We start from the raw sequence: 22427 nt of genomic DNA on the forward strand, positions 1-22427 counted from the left end.
GAGACCTCCGGTGTCTGCCACTTCGCCTACGACGACGAGGAGACCTGCATCCACGAGGTGCGCTACCTCCTCTCGCTCCTCCCGCAGAACAACCGGGAGAACCCGCCGCACGCCGCGACCGCCGACCCGGCCGACCGGCGCTGCGAGGCGCTGCTCGACCTGGTGCCGGTCGACGGCAACCGGCCCTACGACATGGCCAAGGTGATCGAGGAGATCGTCGACGACGGCGAGTACCTCGAGGTGCACGAGCGCTGGGCGCGCAACATCATCTGCGCGCTGGCCCGGCTCGACGGCCAGGTCGTCGGCATCGTCGCCAACCAGCCGCAGAGCCTGGCCGGCGTGCTGGACATCGAGTCGTCGGAGAAGGCGGCCCGGTTCGTGACGATGTGCGACGCCTTCAACATCCCGATCATGACCCTGGTGGACGTGCCCGGCTTCCTACCCGGTGTCAACCAGGAGCACGACGGCATCATCCGACGCGGGGCGAAGCTGCTGTACGCCTACTGCAACGCGAGTGTGCCGCGGATCTCGCTGATCCTGCGCAAGGCGTACGGCGGCGCGTACATCGTCATGGACTCGCAGGCGATCGGTGCGGACGTGACCTACGCCTGGCCGACCAACGAGATCGCCGTCATGGGCGCCGAGGGTGCCGCGAACGTCATCTTCCGGCGGCAGATCGCCGCGGCCGAGGACCCCGAGGCGATGCGGCGTCAGATGGTGGAGGAGTACAAGGCCGAGCTCATGCATCCGTACTACGCGGCGGAGCGCGGCCTGGTCGACGACGTGATCGACCCCGCCGAGACCCGGCAGGTGCTGATCAGGTCACTGGCGATGCTGCACGCCAAGCACGCCGACCTGCCCTCCCGCAAGCACGGCAACCCCCCGCAGTAGCCGGCCCGCAGTACCCACCCCGCAAAGACCGCACCGTCCGGTTCTCCCCAAGAAGGGAACCGGACGGTTCTTTTTTGCGGCAGGTATGTGGGAGAGTTGAGCCTCCGCAGGGGGTTCACGGGACGGCTCCAAGCCAATTTCCCGGGCCGACGCTGGTCTAAAGCAGCGCGACCGGTATGATATTGGCCGACCGCTCGTGCTGTTCTTGGCTGTACTTGTCGTAGGGAGACGGCGTTGGACATCGACGTACTGGGGGCCCTGGCGGTGCGGGAGGGCGGAGTGCCGGTCACTCCCACCGCGCCGAAACAGCGTCAGATGCTGGCCCTGCTCGCACTCAACGCCGACCACGCCGTGCCCGTCACGGACCTGGTCGAGGAGCTGTGGGAGGGGCGGCCGCCGCGCAGCGCCCGCACCACCCTGCAGACCTATGTCCTGCACCTGCGCGACCACATCGCCCGGGCGCTCGCGCTCGCCGCCGGCGAACCGGGGGAGCGGGACCGGCCCCGCGGCGCCAAGGACGTCCTCGTGACCCTGCCCGGTGCCTATCTGCTCGCCGCCGGCGGCGGCAGCAGCGACGTGCGCCGGTTCGAGAGCCTCGCGGGCGAGGGCTACCGGGCCATGGACGCGGCCTCCTACGCCGACGCGTCCGCCCGGCTGACCGAGGCGCTGAACCTGTGGACCGGACCGGCGTTCGCCGACGTCCAGCAGGGCACGCTGCTGGCACGCGAGGCCAAGCGGCTGGAGGAGAGCCGGCTGTGCGCGCTCGACCAGCGCATCGAGGCCGACCTGCACCTCGGCCGGCACCGCGAACTGCTCGCCGAGCTCACCGTCCTGACCAGCCGTTACCGCACCCACGAGAACCTGCACGCGCAGTTCATGGTGGCCCTCGCCCGCTCGGGCCGGCGCAGCGAGTCCCTGCACGTCTACCGGCAGCTGCGCACCACGCTCGTACGGGAGCTGGGCCTCGAGCCGTCGCCCCGGCTGCAGCGGCTGCTCCACTCCGTCCAGGCCTCGGCCGCCGAGGTACCGGGAGAGGCGGCCCTGGCGGCTGGCTGATCCACCTCCCTCGCAGGAGCGAGTCGGCGGCCCGTGGATCACCCCGGACGGCGATGCGGTCGCGGTGGACCCGCCTGCACAATGCGCAGACGGCCACCCGGGAACCGACCTTGGAGACGCCACCATGACCGCTGCCTCGCCCCCGCCGGGGCACCCCGCTCCGCAGATGCCGGCCGCCGACGTGCTGGCCGAACTCACCGCGCTGCTGGCGGGTTTCCTTGCTGTCGAGGCCCAGGCCGTCGACGCCGAGGAGAGCTTCGCGGTGCTGGGTCTGGACTCCCTGCTGAGCGTGGGGTTCATGGGCACGCTCAACGCCCGCTTCGGCACCTCGGTGCCGCCGGACGCCCTCTACCAGTACCCGACGCCGAAGGCCCTGGCCGACCGGCTTGCCGCCGAACTCGGCGGTGCCGCATCCGACCCGGCCGTGCCCGTGTCCGCACCGGTCCCGGCCGGGGACCACGACGGCGACGTCCTTGAGCACATGCGCGGCCTGCTCGCGCAGATCCTCGGCTGCGCACCGGACGACATCGAGGCCGACGCCCCCTTCGCCCTGCTGGGCCTGGACTCCATCCTCTCCGCGCAGTTCGTGGAGGGCGTCAACCGGATCTGGGGGCTGCGCGAACCCACCGCGCTGCTCTACGACCACCCCGACCTGGCCTCGGTCGCTGCGTATGTCGCGGCCAACTCCCGTGCGAGCGGGGGTGTATCGGCGCCCGGGGCCGCGGTGCCGACGGGGGCCTCGAAGCCGACGGTGTCGCCCACGGTGGCAGTGTCGGCGGCTTCGGGCGCATCGGGTGCATCAGGCGCTGAGGACGCTGCGGGCGCGCAAGTCGACCTGGAGGCGTTGCTCGACGCGGTCCGCGACGATCTGCTCAGCGTCGACGAGGCGGCCGCCCTGCTCGGCACCCGGCCGGCCTGAGGCGCGGAGCGCTCCGTGCCCATGGACAACCGGGAGATACTCACACGGTTCAAGGACGGCACCCTGGAACGCCGGCATGCGCTGGCGCTGCTGGCGGGCGCACGGGACACACCCGCCGTACCGCGTGTGCTGCCCGTGCCGTCGGCGGCGGTGCCGTCGGTGGCGACGGCCGCGCCGACCGTCCGGCCCGAGCCCCTCGGGTCCGCCGACCCTCCCGCCGACTCGCCGAGCGCGGGATGGTGCGCCGTCGTGGGTCTGCAGGGGCGCTGGCCGGGAGCCGACGGTCCGGACGCCTTCTGGGAGGCGGAACTGCGCGCCCGTGGTGCGGCCGTGCGGGACAGCGCCCCGGGCGCCATGGACGCCGTCGACCCCGACCCGGTCGGGGCGGACCCCGGCGAAGCGGCGCGCATGGACTCCCGCGAGCGGCAGCTGCTGTCCGGCGCCCGGCAGGTCCTGGAGGGCGCCGGGTACGCCGGTGCCCGCCTCGACGCGCTGACCGGCCCGGACGGCGAGCGCCGCAATGTCGGGGTGTTCGCGGCCGCCGGCGCCGCCCGTCTCTCGCGCGTCCTGGATCTGCGCGGCCCCAGCCAGGACGTCGACACCGGGCCCTCCACGTTTCTCACCGCCCTGCACCTGGCCCTCGGCGCGCTGCGCGCCGGTGAGTGCGCGGCGGCCCTCGTCGCGGCCACCGAGCCGGGCGCCGGTGGCACGACCGCCGTCCTGCTGAAACCGCTCGCCGCCGCACGCGCCGCCGGTGACGTCGTGCACGCCGTCGTACCGGCCAGCGCAGTGGGGCATCCGGGACGCGGCGCGCACCCCGCGCTGCGCGACCGGCTGCGGCACCGGGCCCTGCACGCCGCCGGAACACCGGCCGCGCAGGTGCAGGTCGAAGAGGACGGATACGGCTCCGGGGCCGCGGGAGCGGGACAGGCGGCGGCGACCGCGCTGACCCGCGCCGTCCTCCAACTGCGCCACGCCACCCTGCTTCCGGGGCCGGGCCGGCCGCGGCCCGCCGTCTGGGAGGCCGGGCGCGCTCTCGACGGGGGCACCGTGCCGCGCACGGTCCTGGTCGGCGTATACGCGCCGGACGCCCAGCACGCCGTGGTGGTACTGCGCGAGCCGGACCCCTCGCCCGTGGCACGGGTACCGGGGGACGACGACGGCGGGCCGCACCTGGTGCTGCTGTCGGCGGCCACCCCCGGGCATCTGGCCGCCACCGCCGAACGGCTCGCCGCCTGGCTCACCGACCGCGAACGCGTCACCGGCCCCGGTGCGCCCGCCCTGGCCGCCGTGGCCCGCGAACTCCGGCTGGGACGGGCCGCGCTGGACTGCCGCCTGGCGCTGGTGGTGTACGACACCGCCCAACTCGCCACCGCGCTCGCCGCGTTCGCCGCACGGAACGGCCCCCAGGACCCGCCGGACGGACCGCCGGTGCACAGCGCGGATCTGCGGGACCCGCCCACCGAACCGCTGCTGCTCGCCGGTCTTCCCGAGACCCGCGCCTATGTCGACGCCCTGTGGCAGGGCCGGCGCTTCGAGCAGCTGATCCGGCTGTGGCTGGCCGGCGTCGACGTGCTGGGCGCGGGCCGCGCCCACCTCGCAGGACCGGTGACGGAACTGCCCCCGAGCGCGGTACTGCCCCGAGGAGCGCAGACGTGACGGCCGCCGAGCAGGGGACGGACTCGGCCCAGGTCACCCTGTGGCTGTGTCCCAACGACGGGCTCAGCCCCGAGATCGCCCGGCTGCTCGCCGAGCACTGGCTGGACGCCCAGGAGCAGCGCACCGCGGGGAAGTTCCTCTTCGAACGCGACCGTCTCCAGTACCTGATCGCCCACACCCTCGTACGGCGCGCCCTGGCGCTGGAGGCGGGTCTGGCCGAGGCGGAACTGGTCATCTGGCGCTCGGCACGGGGGCGGCCCTTCCTGCGGCCCACCTCCGACCTGGCCTCGCGCGGGGGGCGGGTGCTCGACTTCAACCTCTCCCACGCGGGCGGCTACAACCTGCTGGGCATCGTGCGCCGGGCCCGCATCGGCGTGGACGTCGAGCGGATCGCGGAACGGGACGAGAACGCCATCGCCACCATCGTGAACGCCGTCTCGGCGCAGGAGCGCGACTGGGTGAGGGAGGCCGAACCCGGGCCCGAGCGGGACCGGCGCGCGCTGCGGGTGTGGGTGCTGAAGGAGGCGTACTCCAAGGCGCGCGGGCTGGGCCTCGGCATCCCGTTCGACAGCTTCGTCTTCACCCTGGACCACGAGGGCGGCGTACGCGGCTTCACGCCGCCCGCCGACGACACCGGCCGCCCCTGGCGGTTCCTCGAACTGGAGCCGGTGCCCGGTGTGCTGGTCGCCGTGGCCGTGCCCGCGGACGGGAACGAAGAGGCGGTCGTCCACCTCAACCACGGCTTCCCCTGGAGCCGGTCGGCGCCGCTGAGGTTCCTGCTGCCCGAGCCCGTGGGAGGAGACACCTACGCCGCTGCCGCGTAACGGGCCGGTTTCCGCAAGGACACCACGAAAGGGCGCGACGTTCTTTGGCGCCCGTCTTCCGCGCGCACTTCATCACTATTTCGATGTCTGCCGCTACGGGCTTGTGCGGAAATTCTCAAGGTATTGACCCGGTGTGTTGATCGAAATTCTGAAAGACCTTGCCGGTGCTCGACGGAATGTTGAATTCCGCACGTCCTGGCCGGTCTGACGAGCATGTATGTGACACTCGCACAGATGCTCTTGAAAGGGCCTGATCGAAAGCGCAATACCGTCCATGGGACTTCGCTCGAGAACCGCTAGAGGAATTGGCTGGAAGAAGGGGAATGCGGCTAGCTTGCCTTGAAGTGGAGGCACAATTCTGGCCACTGGAAGGAAAGAGACAAGGAACTCGACGAGGTACGGAGGAGACCGTGAGGATTCAGGTTCTGGGTCCGTTGAGTGCCGAGGTCGACGGGGGATCCATCGTTCCGTCCGCGAGCAAGCCGCGGCAGATTCTGGCACTGCTTGCCCTCTATCCGGGCCGTGTGATGCCCGTCCCCACGCTCATGGAGGAGATCTGGTCGACCCGGCCGCCGCAGAGCGCGCTGACCACGCTGCAGACCTACATCCTCCAGCTGCGCAGGCGCCTGGGCACCGCGATGGGGCCCGGCGCGCCCGGCCGCGCCAAGGAAGTACTCGCCACCCGGCACGGTGGCTATCTGCTGCAGATCCCCGAGGAATCGGTGGACGTGCACGACTACGAGCGCCTGATCCGCGAGGGACAGTCGGCCTTCGACGTGGGCGACAGCGAGGTCTCCGCCGCCCGCTTCGGGGCCGCGCTGGACCTGTGGCGGGGCCCGGCGCTCGTGGATGTGCGGGTCGGTCCGATCCTCGACATCGAGGTACGGCGGCTGCAGGAGAGCCGGCTGGTGACCGTGGAGCGGCGCATCGACGCCGAGCTCAGGCTCGGGCGGCACGCCGAACTGATCGCCGAGCTCACCGAACTGACCGCCCGCCACCCCCAGCACGAGGGCCTGCACTCCCAGGTCATGGTGGCGCTGTACCGGTCGGGGCGGCAGGCGTCGGCACTGGAGGTCTACCGCAGGCTGCGGATGCGGCTGATCGACGAGCTCGGGGTCGAGCCCTCGCCCCAGCTGCAGCGGTTGCACCAGGCCATGCTGGCCGTCGACCCGCAGCTGGACGTCCTGGCGGGCCCCCGGCACACCTCCACGTTCGATCTGTTCGCGGCGTGAGCCCCGGTACCGGAGAGGGAAGTTCGCCGTGCGCATCCTGAGACAGCTGGACAGCCCCCTGGACGGACTGCTGCGGCGGGCCGCCGCCCGCGCGGGCGACCGGCCGGCCGTCACCGCAGAGGGGGGCAGCACGACCTTCGAGGCGCTCGACCGGGAGGCCGACCGCGTCGCGCACTGGATCAACGGCGCCCTGCGGCGGGCGGACTCCGCCGTCGTGGTGGCCTGCGCCCTGGACGCCGCCTTTCCCGCGCTGTACTTCGGCGCGGTGCGCAGCGGGCGGCTGCTGGCACTGCTCGACCCGGCGGCGGGACCCGCGGCCGCCCGAGAGCTGTGCACGGCGTCCGGGGCCGAAGTCGCCTTCGTACCCGGCGCCCTGGCCGAGCTGCTCTCCGCGGAGGCGCGGGCGGGGCGGCTGCCGTGCCTGCACGCCATCGTCGTCACCGACGGTGACAACGATGGCGTGGCCGCGCCGCTGGCGGACGCCCTGAGCGCCGTACCCGGTACGCCTTTCGACACTCCCGTCGGTGACCTCGACGCGGTGGCCTGCGTGCAGCTCGTGCCGCATCCCGCCGCGGGGCTGCGGGAGGTGCGCCTGAGCCACCGCAACCTGCTCGCCAACGCCGCGCAGATCGCCGTGGCCCATCACCTGGACCCCGCGAGCGTCGTGGTCAACCAGATGCCGGCCTACCACCCGGCCCTGCTCGGCGCCGCCGTGCACGCCGGGGCCGAGCAGGTGCTGGTGAGTGATCCGGACCCGTGCGCGGGCATGACCGTGAGCCGCAGCCGGCAGGCCACCCACTACTACGGGCTGTCGACCCGGCTGGCCCGGCTCGCCGAGGACGAACGGCTCGCCGACCACCGTACGGTCCTGCCCGGCGGCCACCTGAGGGCCGTGCTCTCGGCCGGTGTGGCCCTGGAACCGGTCGTCGCCCGCCGCCTGGGGGACACCCTGCGGGTGCCCGTGCTGCAGGGCTACGGCGTCGGCGGGCTCAGCGCGCTCTCCCACGTCCAGCCGCCCGGGGCACGGCCCGAACGCGGCGCGGTGGGCGTGCCGTTGCCGGGGACCGAGTGCCGGGTGGTCGACCCCGTCACCCGGGCGCCCGCGCCGGTGTGGTCCGACGGCGAGGTGGAGATCCGCGGCCCGCAGGTGCCCTCGGGCCGTGCCGACGGCTGGCTGGCCACGGGCGACGTCGGCTACCTCGACCTGGACGACCAGCTGCACCTGGTGCCCCGGTCCGGCTCCCCCTTCGCCTGCGGCGACACCGTCGTCGCGCCCGGAGTGGTCGAGCGCGTGCTGCGCCAGGACCCCCGCGTCGCGGACTGCGCCGTCGCCGACGTCCCCGATCCCGTCACCGGCTCGTCGGTGTGGGCGGGGGTCGTGCTGCGGGAGGCCGCCCGGGACGTGCCGGGCATCCTCGACACCGTCGCCGAGTGCGCCAACGCCCAGTTGGGGCCCGGCGAGCAGATACGGCGGCTCGAAGCGCTCGAGACCCTTCCCCGGAGGATCGGGGCGAAGCCGGTGCCGCGGATGCTGGTGCGGCAGTACCTGACCGCGGCCTGAGGGTTCCGCGGCCCTGTTCGGCGCCGTACGGCGCGTGCGGGGCGGCGGCCTCCTCGCCGAGGTTGGGCAGAATCGTTTCTTCGACCGGTCGTGCCTACTGCTTGGGCCAGCCGATGTCGTCTTCGGACTGGTCCTGGACCGGTTCGGCGGGCTGGGTCGCGGTGTGCCGCGCGGCCTCCTCGTCGCCGGGGGACACCGTCGCCGTACCGGCTGCGGAAGGCGCGCTCGCCCACGGCCTCATCATCGACCCCCTGGAAACGGGAAAAGGGCAGGAACCGGCCCCCGGGCAGGAGCCGGGCAGTTCGAGAGCCTGCCGGGATCCGCTGGAGAAGTGCTCGAAGAACGTACGAGATTCGTACGAGGACCGCTGCAGGGCGGCGGCCGGGCGGTGCTGGGTCGGCGGCTGGGGCCCCGCTCAGGGGCGGCCCGCGAAGAGGGTGAGCCGAGGGGTCCCGCGCGGAGCGGGGGCCGGGGCGTCCCGCATGATCCTGGCCGCGACCGCGCCTACGGCCCGCAGCCGCACGCGACGCAGCGCGCGGCCCACGGAATGGGGTGAGGGCATGTCCTGCTCCTTCATCGGCCTGTTTGGCAACTGTTTGCCACATAGCCTGTTCAGGCTTGCTCGAATGCGCGCGGAGCGGCCCTGGACCGGGGCCGAAATTCTGGAATGCGTCTTGAATTCCGGCGGAATGCGGGGGAGTTGCCTTGACCCCCCGGCGGCGGCTGGCGAACCTCGATTCCGGGTATCCGAGAAGGAGGCGCTGCCGTGGCCAGCAACAACAAGAACGTGCCGAACAGCGAGCCGGAGGCCGTCACCGACGCCCTCACGGACGTGGACGCGGAGGCCGTCCTCGGCAACATCGCCCTGCAGTAGGGCGTACCGCACGGCAAGGAGGGAGGGGGCCACCCGGCCGGGTGGCCCCCTCCCTCCTTGGCTCGCCGAGCCGCTCGGCCGGCTCAGCTGCTCATGAGCGCCACGCACATCCCGCCCAGGGCCAGGGCCTGCAGGGCCACGCGGGCGTTGATGACGCTGTCCCAGGTCTGCTGGAGCCCGCGGGCGTCGGGGGCCACCCGGCAGTCCAGGGCCGCGCCGGTGAGCTCCTTGTTCACCGGGGCGCTGACCTTGTTGTAGATGGCCAGCCACACCACCAGGGACACGGCCGCGACGCCCGCGGCCACGGCCGGCACCGCCTTGCCGTCGACGGCGGCGACGGCGACCGTGGCGACCGTGGCCACCAGCCCGAACACGCCCGGTACCGGCATGCGCTGGTCACCGAAGCGGTGGGTCTGGCCCATGGCACTGGTGAGCACCACGTCGTCGACGTGGGCCATGGCGGGCCGCTGCACCAGGGCGGAGAAGACGTCGGTCCCGTAGACCACCGCGTTGGCCATGGTGGCCACCACGGCCAGCGTTTGCAGGAGCGCTTCCATCACACACAACCACCTTTGTGGGTCTGCCGGTTGGCATGTGGTCCTGAGCCACACGGATATGTCGATGCTAGATACTCTTTCGAGACTATATTGGTCGCCGCTCTGAATGCTAGCGTTGACAACAACATTGTTCCGTCGGGGACTTCGCACCGGACCTGCGCCCGGACAGAGCCACGAGGAGACCAAGAGATGGCCATAGGACGTGCCCGTCGCATACTCATCGCCGGCGGAGGGATCGGCGGCCTGGCCGCGGCCCTCGCACTGCAGCAGAGGGGGTTCGAGACCGTCGTGTTCGAGCGGGCCGACTCGCTGCGCGACGGCGGCGCGGGCCTGCACATCTGGAGCAACGGCGTCCTCGCGCTGGACTACCTGGGCGTGGCCGAGCAGGTTCTGCAGGTCGCGCCCGTCCAGCACGTCGCGCACTTCAGCACCTGGCGCGGCGAGGTGCTGGGCGCCTGGCCGGTCGGTGACTTCATCGAGCGGTACGGGGCACCCACCATCGCCGTCGAGCGGTCCGTGCTGCACGGTGTGCTGCGCGACGCCCTGCAGGGCTCGCCGCTGCGCACCGGCGCCCAGGTCGTGTCCTTCGACCAGGACGCGGACGGGGTGACGGTGCACTTCGCCGACGGCGGCAGTGAGCGCGGCGACCTGCTGATCGGCGCCGACGGCATCCACGGTGCCGTGCGCGACTGCCTGTTCGGGCCCGCCCGCAACCGCTTCAGCGGCTACATCGCCTGGCGCGGCCGGGCTCCGATGGAGCACGCCGACATCCCGCCCGGCACCTTCAACGCGATGTTCGGACCGGGCACCCGGTTCACGTACTACGACGTCGCGCCCGGCCTGGTGCACTGGATGAGCGTCGCCAACGGGGCGCCCGGCGGGCGCGACAAGGCCGGTACGGCGCGGGCGATGCTGCTGCGCCGGCACGAGGGGTGGGGCGGACCGGTGGCCGACATCCTGCGGGCCACGCCGGAGGAGTGGATCCTGCGCGGTGACGTCGAGGGCCGCAAGCCCGAGCGCGAGTGGGGCCGGGGGCGGGTCACGCTGCTCGGCGACGCCGCGCACCCGATCACCTTCAACATCGGGCAGGGCGCCTGCCAGGCGCTGGAGGACTCCCTGGTGCTCGCCGAGTACCTCGACCAGCCGGGCGACCCGGTCGCGGCGCTGCGCCGGTACGAGGCCGAGCGGCGGGCGCGGACCGCTCCGCTGCAGAAGATCGCCTGGCGGATCGGGAAGATGGGCGCGGTGGAGAACCCGCTGCTGATCAAGATGCGTGAGTCCTTCATGCGCAAGAACTGGAACACGAAGGCCTTCCAGGCGGCTGAGCAGGGGCAGGTCGCGTACGGGATGCGGTGGGCCAAGTCGGGTGCCTCCCGGCGGGCTGCGGCTCCGACGACGGCGGAATAGGTACGGACCGTTCGGAGAGTGCGGGTCGTCTGTGGCTGGGCGCGCCCGCGCGGCGGAGCCGCATATTGGTACAGCCCCGCGCCCCTGATGGGCTGCGCCCATCATCGGCGCGGGGGCCGGCTCGCCGTCTCCACGCCGATCGACGGATCCAGTGCCTCCCAGACCCGGTGCTCCGGCGGGAAGTTCAGGGCCACCAGCGTGTTGACCAGCATGCCTCGGGACATGAACCAGGCCGTGTCGTCGGGGTCGGCGCCCAGGGCCAGGTGGACCTCCTGCCACAGGTCCTCCCAGCCGGCCCGGACCGTCTCGCCGAACTCGTGATCGCCCGCGGCCTCCGCGCCCGCCACCGCGGTGTACACCTGCATCTGCATCAGCAGCCGTTCCGGCTCCTTCACGATGACCCGGGTGTACGCGATGGCCATCGCGTGCCGCGCCTCCTCGCCCTCCAGCCCCTCGGCCGCCCGCGCCAGCAGCCGCGCGGTCTCGGCCACGCAGCGCGTCGCCGCGGCGAGGAACAGCGCCCGCTTGCCGGGAAACAGCCGGAACAGATACGGCTGCGAGACTCCCGCACGCCGCGCGACGTCCTGCGTCGAGGTGCCGTCGTATCCCCGGCGGGCGAATTCGATCATCGCCGCGCCGACCACGGCCGTCCGCCTCTCCTGCGCACTCATCCTCGGCATGGCAACACGCTCGGGTGTGCCCGCCCGCCGCGTCAAGGAAAAGCGGCCGAATCCGTTTTCGAGACACATTCAAGGAATGCGCCAGAGCGGGGTGCGAGATTCACGGAGTCGAGAACCGCTCGTCGACGGCTCGATGACCCACGCCGCCACAATTCAGTGAGGTAGGAACGGGGATGAGCGACAACCAATTCACGATGTTTCCCGGACAGGGATCGCAACGCGCCGGCATGGCAGAGCACCTGCTGCGCGAGCATCCCCGCACGGCGGGACGCGTGCTGGAGCGGGCGGAGGAGGCGACCGGCCTGCCGCTGACCGAACTGTGCAGCACGGCGGCGGAGCCGGAGCTGGAGCCCACCGAGATCGCCCAGCCCGCCATCGTCGCCACCAGCCTCGCCGTGTACCAGGTGCTGCACCAGGAGACGGGCTTCGTCCCGGGCGCGGCCGCGGGGCACAGCCTCGGCGAATACACGGCCCTGGTCGTCGCCGGTGTCCTCGACGCCGACGACGCCCTGCGTCTGGTGCGCCGCCGGGGTGAGCTCATGGCCGGTGTCTCGCGCCGGGTGACGGGGGCGATGGCCGCGATCATCGGCCTCGCGCCCGCGAAGATCGAGGAGATCTGCGCGGCCACCGCCGGTTCCGGCGTGGTGGAGGTGGCCAACTACAACGAGGCGGGCCAGACCGTCATCTCCGGCCAGAGCGCCGCGGTCGACGAGGCCGTACGGCTCGCCGACGCGGCCGGTGCCGAGCGCACCGTGGCGCTGAAGGTCTCCGCGCCCTTCCACTGCTCGCTGATGCAGGTCATCGAGGACGAGTTCGCCGCGGAGCTGGAGCGGGTCGAGTTCGGCGCCCCCCGGCTGCCGGTGTTCAGCTCGGTGACCGGTGCCCTGGTGCGCGACGGCGCGCACGCCCGCGATCTGCTGCGGCGTCAGCTGGCCGGTCCCGTGCGCTGGGTGGACGTGCTGGACGCCGCCGCCTCCTACGGGGTCGACGGCTACCTCGAGGTCGGCCCGGGCCGGGTGCTCAGCGGCTTCGCCAAGCGGACCGTGCCCGACGCCCAGGTGCGCAGCACCAACGACGCGCGCCGCATCACCACCCTCCTGCGCGACCTGCGCACCGCCTCCGCGGTCGCCGCGTAACCGGCCGCGGCCGTCGGCGCACCGGACGCCGGCCCCGGTCCCTTCCCTGTCCGCTCCGACTCCGACCTCCCGACCATCCGCGTGCGAAGGGCGCACCGAGCCCTCCGGCACGTATCTCCACCACCCGAAAGGCAGCCAACGGTGTCCGAAACCCTGATTCCCACGTCGACCGACTACCTGTCCGCGGTGCAGGCGGCCGTCGCCGACGCCCTCGGCATCGACGAGTCCGAGGCCGTTCCCGAGGCGACCCTGCTGGGCGAACTCGGCGCGGAGTCCATCGACCTGCTCGACATCCTCTTCCGCCTGGAGCGCGCCACCAAGGTGAAGATCACCGTCTCCGACATCGCCGACCTGCTCCAGGGCGGCATCCCGGACGAGGAGTTCGGCGACGAGAACGAGGTCGTCAACGACCGCGGTCTGACGCACCTGGAGAGTGTCCTGCCGCAGTTCGACCGCAGCCAGCTCGACGAGCCGCTGACGGCCGAGGGCGTGCTGGGCCTGTTCACCGTCCAGAACCTCACCGACCTCCTGACCGAGCGGGCCAAGGCCGCCGCGTCCGCCTGAGCGGATCCCGTGTCTTCCGCGGCCGGTGTCCGGGTCAATGGCGCCCCGGACACCGGCCGCGGGGCCCGGGACCTGTCGTCAGACTCCCGCCTGCCCCGCGACGCCATGCACGCTCCCCCAAGCTCTTCGAGCAGGGGGGACCCCCACTCGCCGCACCGGACACAGACCCAAGTACATCCAGTACGGGGGCCCGCGCCCGGCACACCGAGAGCACGCACCTGGCGCCGCAAGGCCCGCCCTTCGGGCGGACGACGGGAGTTTGACGCCAGGACCCGGCACCCGCCCCGCCCTGCCCCGGGCCCGTCCCGCCGGCAGCCAGGCCGCCCACCTCGTAGCAGAAACGGGAAGAGAGAGATGAAGCTGAAGGACCGTACCGCCTTGGTCACCGGCGCCTCCCGCGGCATCGGCCGGGCCATCGCCCTGGCCCTGGCCGAACAGGGGGCGGCCGTCGCAGTGAACTACCGCTCGCGCCAGGAGGAGGCGCTGGCGGTGGTCAAGGAGATCGAAGCGGCGGGCGGCCGGGCCGTCGCGGTCGGAGCCGACGTCTCCGACCCCCAGGAGGCCAAGCGCCTGGTCGACGAGGCCACCGCCGGGCTGGGCTCGCTGAACATCCTGGTCAACAACGCCGGCATCAGCGACGACGGGCTGATCTACGACTCGGCGCCCGACGCCTGGTGGAACGTCATGAAGGTCAACTTCGGCGGCGCGTACCACACCACGCACGCCGTCATGGACCAGTTCATGGCGCAGGGCGAGGCGTCCATCGTCAACATCTCCTCCGCCATGGGCGAGAGCGGCTGGATCGGCCAGTCCAACTACTCGGCCTCCAAGGGCGCGCTGAACTCCTTCACCCGCTGCGCCGCGATCGAGCTCGCCCGCTTCGGGGTCCGGGTCAACGCGGTGCTGGCCGGCTTCACGCCGACCGAACTGGTCGAGGAGGTCTTCCAGCGCGACGGCGGCAAGAGCATCAAGCGGCAGATCCCGCTGCGCCGGTTCGCCACGGTCGAGCAGGTGGCGGCGGCCGCGGTGTTCCTCGCCGGACCCGACTCCGCCTACACCACCGGCGAACTGCTCACCGTCGACGGCGGCTTCACCGCCCAGCTCGGCATCGGGCGCCCGTAGGGCACCGGGGGACGGGAGACGGGACGACGATGCGATTCCATCTGATCGACAGGATCGAGACGCTCACCCCGCGCGAGACCATCACCGCGCGCAAGGTCACCTCGGTCGACGAGACGTACTGGCAGGCCACCCCGGACGGACCGGCACTGCCCTTCGGCCTCGCTCTGGAGGCCCTGTGCCAGGCGGCGACCTGGCTGATCATGATCAGCACCGACCACCGGCTGCGTGCGGCACTGCTCGCGGTCGGCGAGGCCACCGCCCACCGGGACGTGGCCCCCGGAGAAGTGCTTCAGATGCACGCCACGATCGAGTCGATGACCGACGAGGCCGCCATCCTGGACGGCACCGTCACGGTCGACGGCGAGAGCGTCCTGGAGGCCACCGGCATCCTGTGCGCGCTCATCGACGCCGAGCGGCTCGACGACCCTGACAACACCAGGCGCATGGCGCACCAGCTGCAGGGCGGAGGGCCGGTGGGATGAAACGTGTAGTGATCACCGCGGTGGGAGCGGTCACCCCGCTCGGCAACGACGCCGAGACGACCTGGGAGGGCCTGGCCACCGGACGCAACGGAGTGGGCCGGCTGACCACCTTCGACGCCGAAGGGTTCCCGGTGCGCATCGCCGCACAGGTCAAGGACTTCGACGCGGCCAGGGCCATCCCGAAGCACATCGGGCGTAAACACCTCTCGCGGGTGGGCCAGTTCGGCGTCGCGGCCGCCTGGGAGGCGGTGCGCAAGGCCGGGCTCGACACCCTCGCCGAGGAGGTGTACGGCGCTGACGAGCGTGGTGTCGCCATGGGCGCCAGCGTCGGCCGGCCCGAACTGCAGGTGCTGCTGGACATCGGCCACCTGCGCACCAGCACCGGCAACCCGGACGCGTTCATCTGCCGTCCGCCGGCCGTGACGCTGACCGACGACCAGAACGTGCCGCTCGCCGCCATGACCCGCATGATCGGCGGCACCGGCCCGATGCTGGGCATCAGTACCGCCTGCTCCGGCTCCGGGCACGCCATCGGCGAGGCCTTCCGGGCCATCCAGGAGGGCGACGCCAAGGTGATGGTCGCCGGTGGGTACGACTCCCTGACCACCTGGCTCGACCTGCTCGGCTTCAGCCTCCTGGGCGCACTGACCGACCAGCACAACGACGACCCCGAGCACGCCTCGCGGCCCTTCGACGCCGACCGCAGCGGCTTCGTGATCGGCGAGGGGGCCGTCGCCGTCGTGATGGAGGAACGGGAGGCCGCCGTCGAGCGCGGCGCGGAGATCCTCGCCGAGGTCCTCGGCTACGGCTCCACGCTCAACGCCTATCGCATCACCGACTCGCCGCCCGACGGTTCCGGCGCGATCCAGGCGATGGAGGGGGCCCTGGCCGACGCGGGCCTCGGCACCGGTGACATCGACTACGTGGTCGCGCACGGCACCAGCACCCACGGCAACGACCAGTCCGAGACGGTCGCCATCAAGAAGGTGTTCGGCGCCGACGCCCAGAAGCTGGTGGTCAGCGCGCCCAAGTCCATGGCCGGGCACCTGACTTCGGCGAGCCTCGGCCTCGGTGTACTGGCCGCGATCGGCGCCATGCGGCACTCGCTGGTGCCGCCCACCGTCAACCTGGAGCGCACCGCCCCCGGCCTCGACCTCGACTACGTGCCGCACACCGCGCGCAAGATGCCGGTGGGCGCGGCCCTGATCAACGCGTTCGCCTTCGGCGGCAGCAACACCAGCATCGTCATCGGTGCGCCGCGGGAGGACGCATGAGCACGACCCAGACGGTCACGGACGCCGTGGCCCCCGCCTTCGACCGGATCGTGGAACTCGAGCCGGGCCGCCGGGCCGTGGCCGTGCGCAACATCCCCAACACCCTCCCGTGCTTCGACCACCACTTCCCGCGCTTCCCCATCCTTCCCGGGGTGCTGCTCCTGGAGAGCATGGCGGCCCTGGCGAAGGCCGCCGTCGGGGGCGAGCGGGCCTGGCGTCTGGCATCCGTCCGGGGCGTGCGCTTCAAGCACTTCGTCGGCCCCGGGGACCAGGTGCACATCACCGCCGACGTGACGGGAGGCACCCAGCAGACGACCGAGGTACGGGCCACCGCCCGGGTCGGGGACCGGGTGGTCGCCACCGCTCGCTCCCTGGCGCTGGTGAGCGCCGACGAGCCCTGGGAGGGCACAGCATGAGCCACGACAGGCGACGCGTGATGGTGACCGGCATCGGCCTGATGACCGCGATCGGCCAGGGCGCCGCACCGACTTGGGAGAGCCTGCTCGAGGGCCGGATCGGCATCGGCCCGCTGCAGTCCTACGACCCGACGCCGCTGAACACCCGCATCGGCGCCGAGATCCGCGACTTCGACCCGAACCAGTGGGCGAAGCGGCGCACCCTGCGCATGCTGTGCCGCGGCGACCAACTGGCCCTGGCCGGGGCCATCCTGGCGCTGCGCGACGCGGGCCTGGAGGACGCGGGCGACCTCGGTCACCGCACGGGTCTGTTCCTCGGCAGCAACAAGGAAATGCCTCGCATGGACGAGCTGATCTCCCAGCTCCAGTCCGTGCGCTCCCCGGACGGCACCCCGGACCTGCACAAGCTGGGCCAGACCGCCTCCTCGGTGATCGCCCCGCTGTTCTTCGTCGAGGGCCTGCAGCCCGCGGCCGGCTTCCACATCTCCGAGAAGTACGGCATCCGCGGCGCCAACGCCTACTTCGCCGGCACCGCCGACTCCGGCGCGATGGCGATCGGCCGGGCCATGCGCACGGTGCGCCGGGGCGAGGCCGACGTGGTCGTGGCCGGCGGCTACGACGACGCCACCGGCTGGTGGGCGATGTCCAAGATGGACGGCATCGGCGTGCTCAGCGACCGCAGCGACCTGGGCAAGGAGGCCTTCCGGCCGTTCGACCGCGACCGCAGTGGCTCCGTCTTCGGCGAGGGCGCGGCCTTCCTCATCCTCGAGGAGCGCGAGCACGCCCTGGCCCGCGGCGCCCATTGCTACGCCGAGGTCACCGGCTTCGGCTCGGGCAACGACTGCGTCCGCCCGCCCAGCCCGCAGCCCCGCGCGCGCGGCCTGTCCCGGGCGATCAGCCGCGCGCTCACCGACGCGGGCGGCTCGTTCCCCGACGGCAGCTACATCGCCGCGCACGGCTGCGCCACCCGTCAGGGTGACGCCAGCGAGACCATCGCCCTGCACGACGCGCTCGGTACGGCCGCCAAGGCCGCGCAGATCAGCAGCGTCAAGCCGCAGACCGGGCACCTGGTCGGCGGTGCCGGGGCGCTGAACGCCGCCGTGGCCGCGCTGACCCTCGACTCCGGTGTCGTACCCGCCACCCAGAACCTCCACAACCCCGCCGAGGAGTGCGACCTGGACTACGTCCCGCTCACCCCGCGCGAGACCCGGCCCGGCCATGCGCTGGCCGTCGCCCGTGGCCTGGAGGGCCAGGCGGTGGCCATCGCCCTGGAGCGGACCTCATGACGGACATACCCGAGGACACATCCGAAAGGAGCGCGGACATGAGCCACGGCGAGCACGGCAACACCTCGCCGGATCGCGGCGCTCGGTCCCGGCGGGTCGTGGTCTGCGGTGTGGGCGCGGTGACCGCCCACGGCGACGGCGCCACGGCACTGTGGGAGGGCATACGGTCCGGCGAGGCGGCCATCACCCCGGTGCGCGGAATGCCCATGGAGGGCTACGCCACCGAGATAGGCGGCGAGGTCCGTACCGAACGCCGTCCCGACTACGACTACCTGGCCTCCTTCGGCGGCCGCGAACGCGAACCCGCCGTGGACTTCGCCCTGCTGGCGGCCGAGGAGGCACTGAACCAGGCGGGCCTGACCGAGGTGCCCGCGGAGCGCTGGGGCGTGGCCCTCGGCTCCTGCATGGGCGGTCTGCGCAGCGCCGAGAAGCTGGCGCGGCGCGGTGACGAGGGCGCCTCCCCGGAGGACGACGGCCGGCACAATCTGCTGGTTCTGCCGCAGACCATCGCCGAGGCGGTGAGCAGCGCCTTCGGGCTCAAGGGCCCCTCGCTGTCGGTGAACACCGCCTGCGCCTCCGGCGCCCACGCCATCGCCCACGCCAGCGAGTCCATCAGCGCGGGCCGCGTCGACGCCATGCTCGTGGGCGGCAGCGACGCCTTCACGGAGACGGCGTTCGCCGGGTTCACCAGCCTGCAGTCGCTGTCGACCAAGCCCGCCGCGCCCTACTCCAGGGACCGCGACGGCCTCTCGCTCGGCGAGGGCGCGGGCATCCTGGTCCTCGCGGAGGAGTCGGTGGCCCGTGCCGCGGGCGCCCCGATCCTCGCCGAGATCCTCGGCTACGGCCTGTCCGCCGACGGCTATCACGCCACCGCCCCGCATCCCAAGGGCGAGGGCGCGGCCCGTGCCATCCGCGCGGCGCTGGAGGCGGCCGGCATCGACCCGCAGGACGTGGCCTACATCAACGGCCACGGCACCGGCACGCCGAAGAACGACTCGGCCGAGAGCAACGCGGTGCGCGCGGCGCTCGGGGAGGCCGCCGAGAACACCGCGCTGAGCAGCTCCAAGTCCATGATCGGGCATCTGCTCGGGGCGGCCGGCGCGGTCGAGGCCATCGTCACGGTGCAGGCGCTGGTCGAGCAGATCGCGCCGCCCACCGCCAACTTCACCGAGGTGGACCCCAAGTGCGGCCTGGACGCGGTGCCCACCGCGCGTCCGCTGGTCATGGACACGGCGCTGTCGAACAACTTCGCGTTCGCCGGCGCCAACGCGTGCGTCGCCTTCGGCCGGCCGGGCCAGGAGCGCACCGCCGCGGCGGCGCGGGCCGATGCCGCCGATGACAAGGTCGTGATCACCGGGTTCGCGGCGGTCACCCCGGCCGGCGAGGGCGCCGAGGCGCTGTGGCAGGCCTGGCGCGACGGGCGGGTCCTCGGTGCCGAGGAGGACGGACTGCACGTCGCCCGCGCCGACTTCGACCCGAAGGCGATCCCGCCGCGCGAGCGGCGCCGCATGGACCGGCTCGGCCAGCTCGCCGTGGCCACCTCGCGCGGCGCGCTGGAGCACGCCGGGCTCACCGCCGACGAGCGGGTCGGCGTGGTCCTCGGTACCGGACTCGGCCCGATGCGCAGCATCGAGGAGTTCCTGCTGCCGGTCCTGGCCGGCTGCCCCGACCACGGCAGCCCGGCGATCTTCCCGAACACCGTCTTCAACGCCGCCGCCGGCCAGGTCGCCATGAACGTCGGCGCCAAGGGACCGACGTCGACCATCACCACCGGACACGCGGCCGGTGCCTCCGCGCTGACCGTCGCCCACGACCTGCTGCTGCAGCACCGGGCGGAGGCCGTGCTGGTGCCCGCCGTCGAGGATCTCTCGCCGGGGGTGCTGGAGGCGTACCGCAGGCTGCCGCTGTTCGACGACACCGACTACACCCTCGCCGAGGCGGGCATCACCCTCGTCCTCGAGCGCGAGTCGACCGCGCGGGCCCGCGGGGCGCGCATCCTGGCCGAGTTCGCCGGGCACGGCACCGCCTCCGACGCCCAGGGCGTCGGCCGCTGGGACCCGCAGGGCGGGGGAGTGGAGCGGGCCATGCGCCAGGCCCTCGACCACGCCGGGGTCACGGCCGGGGAACTGACCGGGATCTGGGCCAACGCGGCCGGCCTGAAGCGGGCCGACGCGCCCGAAGCGCTGGCCACCGACCGGCTGTCCACCCGGGCGGCCGTGCACACCCCCAAGCGGATCGTCGGCGAACCCGTCGGCGCGGGCGCCCAGCTGGCCGCCCTGCTCGCGGTCACCGGCTGGGAGCACGGCGTCGACGAAGGGCCCGTGCTCATCAACAGCTCCTCGCTCGGCGGCACCCACATCAGCCTCGTCCTGCGTCCCGCTACGGAGAAGTGACATGTCCTCCAGCACCGACCGCCATGTGTCGATCCTCGCCACCGGCGCCTATCTGCCGGGCGAGCCGCTCGACAACGACGCCCTGGCCCGGGTGACCGGGCCGCTGCCCGACGACGTCCTGGAGGGCATCCAGGTCCAGCGCCGGCACTGGATGGTGGACCCCGACACCGGTGAACACCGCATCAGCACCTCGCAGATGGCCACCGCGGCCGCCCGCCAGGCCCTGGAGCGGGCCGGTGTCGAGGCCGACGAGATCGATCTGATCGTGGTGTCCACGGCCAGCCCCGACTATCTGCTGCCCGTCGCCGGCACCTACGTCCAGGAGCAGCTGGGCCTGGAGAGCGTCGCGGTGATCGAGGTCCGGGCCGGCTGCGTGGGCGCCGTCCAGGCCCTGGACATCGCGCGCCGCCAGCTCGCCGACGGCACCTACAGGACCGCGCTGGTGATCGGCGTGGAGGCGGTCTCCCCGCTGCTCGCCCCCGTCTTCCTGGGCCTCGACCCGCACCGCGTGCGGATGCGCGACCGGCTCACCGTCTACACCTTCGGCGACGGCGCAGGCGCCGTGGTTCTGCGCGCCGGGGAGGAGGGCTCCGCCCACGAGGGCAGCAAGCAGGTCTTCGCCACCGCCTCCATGGGCGGCAGGCGTAAGCCCGGCATGCTCATCGTCGGCGGCGGCACCGACGTCCCGCTGGCCGAACAGCAGCGCCGCAAGCGGCTGATGGACATCAAGCTCGACATCCCCGGCACCGCCACGTTCGGCCCCCGGGTCTTCGTGCGCGGCATCCACGACATGCTGGAGCGCTCCGGGCTCGCCCTCGCGGACATCGACGCGTGCGTGCTGCCCGAGGGCAACGCCGAGTACTTCGCCAGCGAGTACGGCACCGCCGGACTGTCCGAGGAGGACCAGGCGACCCTCTCCAAGAACATCGTGGAGAACCTGACCGACGTGGGCGCCACCGGCTCCGCCGCGGTGCCGCTGGCGCTGGACGCGGGCTGGACCGAGGGCCGTATCCGCCCCGGTCACAAAGTGCTGCTGCTCGCCATCGAGGCCAGCCGCTACCTGTACGCGGGGCTCACCCTCACCTGGGAAGCGCCGTTCCCCGGGAAGTGACGGCCCGTCGCATCCCGTAGACCGTCACATCCCGTGAAACTTCGACCATTAAGGACGGAACGTGTCGACACAGCAGACGGTGCAGACCGGTGAGAGCGTGGAGGAGCGCAACAAGAAGACGATCCGCTCGGTCTTCGACGTCTTCGTCAACAAGGGCGACTTCTCCATCGTCGACAAGATCTACAGCCCCGACATGATCGACCACCAGCCGCTGCCGGGCGCCACCGAGGACCTGGACGGCGTCAAGTACACCATCGCCGGTCTGCGGGAGGGCTTCCCCGACCTGCACGTGACCATCGAGGACATGAGCGCCAACGCCAACTACGTGGTCATCCACAACACCTGGCGCGGCACCCACAAGGGCGAGTTCCTCGGCATGGCGCCCACCGGTCAGTACATCGAGTTCAAGGGCGTCGTGGTGTGGCGTCTGCTGGACAACGGGCTGATCGCGGAGCGCTGGGGCATCGGCGTGGAGGGCAACATGCTGGAGGTGCTCGGCATGCGCCGGCTCGCCCCCTCGGCGCGCGGCGGCGCGCGGGCCGAGGCCCGCAGGAGCGCCCGGCCCGGCTCGGTCCTGGTGCCGCTGCTGCCCGGCAAGACCGAGCGCTGGGCCGAGGTCCAGGCGGAGCTCGGCGGGTCGCGTCGGCTGGCCTACGAGGCCTCCCGGCGGCGGGTCGGCATCGTCCAGGAGTCCTTCGCCGTGCAGAACGTGGGCGGCCAGGACGTGGTGGTGCTCCAGGTGGAGTCCCGTGACCCGGCCCTGTCGGGACGCAAGCTGCGCGACTCCGCGGACGGGTTCGACGTCTGGCTGCGCGAGGCGGCCACCGAGGTGTTCGGCAGCGACCCGTGGGCCGCACTGGCCGAGGGCGGCGCCGCCGAGCAGGGTCACCAGTGGTCCTCCGTCACCAGCGAGCTCGTCGCCCGCTGATCGTCCGTCAAGCCGGCCGCTGCGTACGGGCATTGCGGGGCCGGGCTGCTGGCTT

At 72.5% G+C, this 22427-nt stretch carries 22 protein-coding genes; 18 read left to right on the forward strand and 4 right to left on the reverse strand.

Annotation, left to right across the window (positions count from 1 at the left end):
- From Q8A52_RS42870 to Q8A52_RS42900, 7 genes are all read left to right on the forward strand, one after another.
- The coding region (locus Q8A52_RS42870; protein ID WP_316762592.1) for an acyl-CoA carboxylase subunit beta at positions 1-891 on the forward strand (891 nt) is incomplete at its 5' end.
- 234 nt (positions 892-1125) lie between these two features.
- Complete coding sequence (locus Q8A52_RS42875; protein WP_316762595.1) at positions 1126-1947, forward strand: AfsR/SARP family transcriptional regulator; 822 nt, start codon at positions 1126-1128, stop codon at positions 1945-1947.
- A 124-nt stretch (positions 1948-2071) separates the two neighbouring features.
- Positions 2072-2866: an acyl carrier protein gene (locus tag Q8A52_RS42880; RefSeq protein WP_316762600.1), complete on the forward strand. Its 795-nt coding sequence runs from the start codon at positions 2072-2074 to the stop codon at positions 2864-2866.
- A 21-nt stretch (positions 2867-2887) separates the two neighbouring features.
- Complete coding sequence (locus Q8A52_RS42885; RefSeq protein ID WP_316762814.1) at positions 2888-4525, forward strand: beta-ketoacyl synthase N-terminal-like domain-containing protein; 1638 nt, start codon at positions 2888-2890, stop codon at positions 4523-4525.
- A complete protein-coding gene (locus Q8A52_RS42890) occupies positions 4522-5349 on the forward strand; it encodes a 4'-phosphopantetheinyl transferase family protein (RefSeq protein WP_316762602.1) in 828 nt (275 codons plus the stop codon). Before Q8A52_RS42885 ends, Q8A52_RS42890 begins: the two co-directional genes overlap by 4 nt.
- Before the next feature lie 410 nt (positions 5350-5759).
- Positions 5760-6581 carry an AfsR/SARP family transcriptional regulator gene (locus Q8A52_RS42895; protein WP_316762604.1) on the forward strand — a complete coding sequence of 274 codons (822 nt, stop codon included), beginning with the start codon at positions 5760-5762 and terminating at the stop codon, positions 6579-6581.
- Positions 6582-6609: 28 nt separating this feature from the next.
- Positions 6610-8142, forward strand: a complete 1533-nt coding sequence (locus tag Q8A52_RS42900) for a class I adenylate-forming enzyme family protein (protein WP_316762605.1) — start codon at positions 6610-6612, stop codon at positions 8140-8142.
- Positions 8143-8236: 94 nt separating this feature from the next.
- On the opposite strand, the gene Q8A52_RS42905 is transcribed toward Q8A52_RS42900, so the two are convergent.
- The 3 genes from Q8A52_RS42905 to Q8A52_RS42915 all read right to left on the reverse strand — a co-directional run bounded on the left by Q8A52_RS42905 (position 8237) and on the right by Q8A52_RS42915 (position 9573).
- Positions 8237-8386 (reverse strand): hypothetical protein, encoded by a 150-nt coding sequence (locus tag Q8A52_RS42905; protein WP_316762607.1) that lies wholly within the window; start codon positions 8384-8386, stop codon positions 8237-8239.
- A 171-nt stretch (positions 8387-8557) separates the two neighbouring features.
- The gene (locus Q8A52_RS42910) at positions 8558-8704 is read right to left on the reverse strand and encodes a hypothetical protein (RefSeq protein WP_316762610.1); all 147 of its coding nucleotides are present in this window, start codon (positions 8702-8704) and stop codon (positions 8558-8560) included.
- A gap of 395 nt (positions 8705-9099) precedes the next feature.
- Positions 9100-9573 (reverse strand): DUF1772 domain-containing protein, encoded by a 474-nt coding sequence (locus Q8A52_RS42915; protein ID WP_316762816.1) that lies wholly within the window; start codon positions 9571-9573, stop codon positions 9100-9102.
- Between the two features lie 189 nt (positions 9574-9762).
- On the opposite strand from Q8A52_RS42915, the gene Q8A52_RS42920 reads away from it, so the two are divergent.
- Positions 9763-10980, forward strand: coding sequence for an FAD-dependent monooxygenase (locus Q8A52_RS42920; protein WP_316762613.1), 1218 nt, complete (start codon positions 9763-9765; stop codon positions 10978-10980).
- A 101-nt stretch (positions 10981-11081) separates the two neighbouring features.
- Here Q8A52_RS42920 and Q8A52_RS42925 read toward each other — a convergent pair whose 3' ends face one another.
- Complete coding sequence (locus tag Q8A52_RS42925; RefSeq protein WP_316762616.1) at positions 11082-11660, reverse strand: TetR/AcrR family transcriptional regulator; 579 nt, start codon at positions 11658-11660, stop codon at positions 11082-11084.
- Positions 11661-11854: 194 nt separating this feature from the next.
- On the opposite strand from Q8A52_RS42925, the gene fabD reads away from it, so the two are divergent.
- The 10 genes from fabD to Q8A52_RS42975 all read left to right on the forward strand — a co-directional run bounded on the left by fabD (position 11855) and on the right by Q8A52_RS42975 (position 22372).
- Positions 11855-12796, forward strand: coding sequence for an ACP S-malonyltransferase (fabD, locus tag Q8A52_RS42930; RefSeq protein ID WP_316762818.1), 942 nt, complete (start codon positions 11855-11857; stop codon positions 12794-12796).
- A 141-nt stretch (positions 12797-12937) separates the two neighbouring features.
- Entirely contained in the window at positions 12938-13360 is a 423-nt protein-coding gene (locus Q8A52_RS42935; protein WP_316762619.1) for an acyl carrier protein, read from the forward strand.
- A gap of 354 nt (positions 13361-13714) precedes the next feature.
- Entirely contained in the window at positions 13715-14482 is a 768-nt protein-coding gene (locus Q8A52_RS42940; RefSeq protein WP_316762623.1) for an SDR family NAD(P)-dependent oxidoreductase, read from the forward strand.
- A gap of 29 nt (positions 14483-14511) precedes the next feature.
- Positions 14512-14964, forward strand: a complete 453-nt coding sequence (locus Q8A52_RS42945; RefSeq protein ID WP_316762626.1) for a hotdog family protein — start codon at positions 14512-14514, stop codon at positions 14962-14964.
- A complete protein-coding gene (locus Q8A52_RS42950) occupies positions 14961-16238 on the forward strand; it encodes a beta-ketoacyl-[acyl-carrier-protein] synthase family protein (RefSeq protein ID WP_316762627.1) in 1278 nt (425 codons plus the stop codon). The genes Q8A52_RS42945 and Q8A52_RS42950 overlap by 4 nt, the downstream gene beginning before the upstream one ends.
- Positions 16235-16654 (forward strand): 3-hydroxyacyl-ACP dehydratase FabZ family protein, encoded by a 420-nt coding sequence (locus Q8A52_RS42955; RefSeq protein WP_316762630.1) that lies wholly within the window; start codon positions 16235-16237, stop codon positions 16652-16654. The genes Q8A52_RS42950 and Q8A52_RS42955 overlap by 4 nt, the downstream gene beginning before the upstream one ends.
- Positions 16651-17940 (forward strand): beta-ketoacyl-[acyl-carrier-protein] synthase family protein, encoded by a 1290-nt coding sequence (locus tag Q8A52_RS42960; RefSeq protein WP_316762633.1) that lies wholly within the window; start codon positions 16651-16653, stop codon positions 17938-17940. Before Q8A52_RS42955 ends, Q8A52_RS42960 begins: the two co-directional genes overlap by 4 nt.
- 38 nt (positions 17941-17978) lie before the next feature.
- Positions 17979-20333 (forward strand): beta-ketoacyl-[acyl-carrier-protein] synthase family protein, encoded by a 2355-nt coding sequence (locus tag Q8A52_RS42965; protein WP_316762636.1) that lies wholly within the window; start codon positions 17979-17981, stop codon positions 20331-20333.
- Between the two features lies 1 nt (position 20334).
- Positions 20335-21444 carry a 3-oxoacyl-ACP synthase III family protein gene (locus tag Q8A52_RS42970; protein ID WP_316762638.1) on the forward strand — a complete coding sequence of 370 codons (1110 nt, stop codon included), beginning with the start codon at positions 20335-20337 and terminating at the stop codon, positions 21442-21444.
- A 61-nt stretch (positions 21445-21505) separates the two neighbouring features.
- Positions 21506-22372, forward strand: coding sequence for an ester cyclase (locus Q8A52_RS42975; protein ID WP_316762641.1), 867 nt, complete (start codon positions 21506-21508; stop codon positions 22370-22372).
- Positions 22373-22427 lie beyond the last annotated feature (55 nt).

The sequence above is a fragment of the Streptomyces herbicida genome (assembly GCF_032656585.1).
Classification (GTDB): Bacteria; Actinomycetota; Actinomycetes; order Streptomycetales; family Streptomycetaceae; genus Streptomyces; species Streptomyces herbicida.

What these genes read in the sequence shown, in the direction of transcription:
- Q8A52_RS42880 (WP_316762600.1), top strand. Translation starts at nt 2,072, where the DNA reads ATGACCGCTGCCTCGCCCCCGCCGGGGCACCCCGCTCCGCAGATGCCG.
- Q8A52_RS42885 (WP_316762814.1), top strand. Translation starts at nt 2,888, where the DNA reads ATGGACAACCGGGAGATACTCACACGGTTCAAGGACGGCACCCTGGAA.
- Q8A52_RS42905 (WP_316762607.1), bottom strand. Translation starts at nt 8,386, where the DNA reads ATGATGAGGCCGTGGGCGAGCGCGCCTTCCGCAGCCGGTACGGCGACG.
- Q8A52_RS42910 (WP_316762610.1), bottom strand. Translation starts at nt 8,704, where the DNA reads ATGCCCTCACCCCATTCCGTGGGCCGCGCGCTGCGTCGCGTGCGGCTG.
- Q8A52_RS42915 (WP_316762816.1), bottom strand. Translation starts at nt 9,573, where the DNA reads ATGGAAGCGCTCCTGCAAACGCTGGCCGTGGTGGCCACCATGGCCAAC.
- Q8A52_RS42920 (WP_316762613.1), top strand. Translation starts at nt 9,763, where the DNA reads ATGGCCATAGGACGTGCCCGTCGCATACTCATCGCCGGCGGAGGGATC.
- Q8A52_RS42925 (WP_316762616.1), bottom strand. Translation starts at nt 11,660, where the DNA reads ATGCCGAGGATGAGTGCGCAGGAGAGGCGGACGGCCGTGGTCGGCGCG.
- fabD (WP_316762818.1), top strand. Translation starts at nt 11,855, where the DNA reads ATGTTTCCCGGACAGGGATCGCAACGCGCCGGCATGGCAGAGCACCTG.
- Q8A52_RS42940 (WP_316762623.1), top strand. Translation starts at nt 13,715, where the DNA reads ATGAAGCTGAAGGACCGTACCGCCTTGGTCACCGGCGCCTCCCGCGGC.
- Q8A52_RS42945 (WP_316762626.1), top strand. Translation starts at nt 14,512, where the DNA reads ATGCGATTCCATCTGATCGACAGGATCGAGACGCTCACCCCGCGCGAG.
- Q8A52_RS42950 (WP_316762627.1), top strand. Translation starts at nt 14,961, where the DNA reads ATGAAACGTGTAGTGATCACCGCGGTGGGAGCGGTCACCCCGCTCGGC.
- Q8A52_RS42955 (WP_316762630.1), top strand. Translation starts at nt 16,235, where the DNA reads ATGAGCACGACCCAGACGGTCACGGACGCCGTGGCCCCCGCCTTCGAC.
- Q8A52_RS42960 (WP_316762633.1), top strand. Translation starts at nt 16,651, where the DNA reads ATGAGCCACGACAGGCGACGCGTGATGGTGACCGGCATCGGCCTGATG.
- Q8A52_RS42965 (WP_316762636.1), top strand. Translation starts at nt 17,979, where the DNA reads ATGAGCCACGGCGAGCACGGCAACACCTCGCCGGATCGCGGCGCTCGG.
- Q8A52_RS42970 (WP_316762638.1), top strand. Translation starts at nt 20,335, where the DNA reads ATGTCCTCCAGCACCGACCGCCATGTGTCGATCCTCGCCACCGGCGCC.